Genomic DNA, 2,919 nt, shown 5'->3' with positions numbered 1-2,919 from the left:
ATTATAGAGCCTCTTTTCTTCTGCCATAAAAAGCGGTGAAAAGCAAAATATGGAAAGAAATGAGAGATTATGGTATAATAAAACGATATGAAAAGGAGTATCTATGGACATTTCAGAAATTCGTCAAAAAATTGACGCAAATCGTGAAAAATTAGCTTCTTTTAGGGGGTCTCTTTGACCTCGAAGGCTTAGAGGAAGAGATTGCCATCTTGGAAAACAAGATGACAGAACCTGATTTTTGGAACGATAATATCGCGGCCCAAAAAACGTCGCAAGAATTAAATGAATTAAAAAACACCTACAACACCTTCCGTAAAATGGAAGAGTTGCAGGATGAAGTTGAGATTTTATTGGACTTTTTAGCAGAAGACAAGTCAGTCCATGATGAACTGGTCGAACAGTTGACGGAACTGGATAAGATGATGACCAGCTACGAGATGACCCTTCTCTTGTCAGAACCTTATGACCATAATAATGCAATCTTGGAAATCCATCCAGGATCTGGTGGTACTGAGGCACAGGATTGGGGCGATATGTTGCTTCGTATGTATACTCGTTATGGAAATGCCAAAGGCTTTAAAGTAGAAGTATTGGATTACCAGGCTGGTGATGAAGCGGGTATCAAATCTGTGACCTTGTCTTTTGAAGGACCCAATGCATACGGCCTACTTAAATCAGAAATGGGTGTTCACCGTTTGGTCCGTATTTCGCCATTTGACTCTGCCAAACGCCGCCATACTTCATTTACATCCGTAGAGGTTATGCCTGAGTTGGATGATACCATCGAAGTGGAGATTCGTGAAGATGATATCAAAATGGATACTTTCCGTTCAGGTGGTGCTGGTGGACAAAACGTCAATAAGGTTTCAACAGGTGTGCGTTTGACACACATTCCTACGGGAACTGTCGTCCAATCAACGGTCGATCGTACCCAGTATGGGAATAGAGATCGTGCCATGAAGATGTTGCAGGCTAAGCTCTATCAAATGGAGCAAGAAAAGAAAGCTGCGGAAGTTGATTCCCTTAAAGGTGAGAAAAAAGAAATCACATGGGGAAGCCAAATCCGTTCATATGTTTTCACGCCTTATACTATGGTAAAAGATCACCGTACAAGCTTTGAAGTTGCTCAGGTAGATAAGGTGATGGATGGAGACCTTGATGGTTTTATCGATGCCTACCTCAAGTGGCGAATCAGCTAAGATAGAAAGGAACTCATATGTCAATCATTGAAATGAGAGATGTTGTCAAAAAGTATGACAATGGAACGACTGCCCTGCGTGGTGTATCTGTTACCATTGAACCAGGAGAGTTTGCCTATATCGTAGGACCTTCTGGGGCAGGTAAGTCAACCTTTATTCGAGCTTTATACCGAGAAGTAAAGATCGAAAAAGGAAGCCTAACAGTTGCAGGCTTTAATTTAGTTAAAATTAAGAAGAAAGATGTCCCACTGCTACGTCGTAGTGTCGGGGTAGTCTTTCAGGATTACAAACTCTTGCCTAAGAAGACTGTTTATGAGAATATTGCCTATGCAATGGAAGTAATCGGTGAGAGCCGTCGTAACATCAAAAAACGTGTTATGGAAGTATTGGACCTGGTTGGTTTGAAACATAAGGTTCGCTCTTTCCCTAATGAACTCTCAGGTGGAGAGCAGCAACGGATTGCGATTGCTCGCGCGATTGTCAACAATCCTAAAGTATTGATTGCCGATGAGCCAACAGGAAACTTGGACCCAGATAATTCATGGGAAATTATGAATCTGTTGGAACGCATCAATCTCCAAGGTACTACTGTCTTGATGGCAACTCACAATAGCCAGATTGTAAATACCTTGCGCCACCGTGTCATTGCCATTGAAAATGGCCGTGTCGTTCGTGACGAAGCTAAAGGAGAATATGGATACGATGATTAGTAGATTTTTTCGCCATTTATTTGAATCATTAAAAAGTTTAAAACGAAATGGCTGGATGACAGTAGCAGCAGTGAGTTCGGTTATGATTACCTTGACCCTTGTTGCCCTGTTTGCATCTGTAATTTTTAATACAGCAAAACTGGCTACCGATATTGAAAACAACGTTCGGGTAATGGTTTACATTCGTAAGGATGTAGCTGATAACAGTGAAACGATTGAAAAAGAAGGTCAGACAGTTACCAATAATGACTACCACAAGGTCTATGATGCTTTGAAAGCTATGCCTGCTGTTAAGAGTGTTACCTTCTCAAGTAAAGAAGAACAGTACGAAAAACTAACGGAAACAATGGGTGATGATTGGAAGGTCTTTGAAGGGGATGCAAACCCTCTCTATGATGCTTATATCGTCGATACAAATTCTCCGCGTGATGTTAAAACGGTAGCTGAAGAAGCTAAGAAAATTGAGGGAGTATCAGAGGTTCAAGATGGTGGAGCCAACACTCAACGACTTTTTGAACTAGCTTCCTTTATCCGTGTTTGGGGATTGGTTATTGCAGGGCTCTTGATTTTTATCGCAGTCTTTCTCATTTCCAATACCATCCGTATCACTATTATTTCACGTAGTCGTGAGATTCAGATTATGCGTCTGGTAGGAGCGAGAAATGGCTATATCCGTGGTCCATTCTTGCTAGAAGGTGCTTTTATTGGCTTGCTCGGTGCAGCAATTCCTTCAGTCCTTGTATTCTTTGTTTACAATATGGTTTATCAATCGGTCAATAAATCCTTGGTAGGTCAAAACTTGTCAATGATTACTCCAGATGTGTTTATCCCTCTGATGACAGTCCTATTATTTATAATCGGAATTTTCATTGGTTCAATTGGTTCAGGGATTTCAATGCGTCGATTCTTGAAGATCTAGTTGGATTTAAATGCAAATTGCAGAACAAATCAGAAAAATAATGGCTCTATGTCAACTGTAGTGGGTGACCTATAACTAAGCACGAGAGGAG

Annotated in this window: 3 protein-coding genes; all 3 read left to right on the top strand. The window is 40.9% G+C overall.

Going from position 1 to position 2,919, the window contains the following annotated elements; all coding sequences use genetic code 11:
• Positions 1-103 precede the first annotated feature (103 nt).
• The 3 genes from prfB to ftsX all read left to right on the top strand — a co-directional run bounded on the left by prfB (position 104) and on the right by ftsX (position 2,828).
• Positions 104-1,199 (top strand): peptide chain release factor 2 gene (gene prfB / locus Q4A91_RS09325; protein ID WP_303214246.1). Its coding sequence is split into 2 segments (ribosomal slippage): positions 104-175 and positions 177-1,199, totalling 1,095 coding nucleotides; the frame shifts between segments, so codons are not numbered across the junction.
• Positions 1,200-1,216: 17 nt separating this feature from the next.
• Positions 1,217-1,909: a cell division ATP-binding protein FtsE gene (ftsE, locus tag Q4A91_RS09320; protein WP_000022275.1), complete on the top strand. Its 693-nt coding sequence runs from the start codon at positions 1,217-1,219 to the stop codon at positions 1,907-1,909.
• A complete protein-coding gene (gene ftsX / locus Q4A91_RS09315; RefSeq protein ID WP_303214243.1) occupies positions 1,902-2,828 on the top strand; it encodes a permease-like cell division protein FtsX in 927 nt (308 codons plus the stop codon). The genes ftsE and ftsX overlap by 8 nt, the downstream gene beginning before the upstream one ends.
• Positions 2,829-2,919: the final 91 nt, after the last annotated feature.

The organism is Streptococcus sp., from assembly GCF_030528045.1.
Taxonomy (GTDB): Bacteria; Bacillota; Bacilli; order Lactobacillales; family Streptococcaceae; genus Streptococcus.
The sequence above is the reverse complement of the archived record's forward strand: the minus strand, read 5'-3'. Positions and strand labels throughout refer to the sequence as shown.

Excerpts from the sequence above, each read along its gene's own strand:
- ftsE (WP_000022275.1), top strand. The coding sequence starts at position 1,217 with ATGTCAATCATTGAAATGAGAGATGTTGTCAAAAAGTATGACAATGGA.
- ftsX (WP_303214243.1), top strand. The coding sequence starts at position 1,902 with ATGATTAGTAGATTTTTTCGCCATTTATTTGAATCATTAAAAAGTTTA.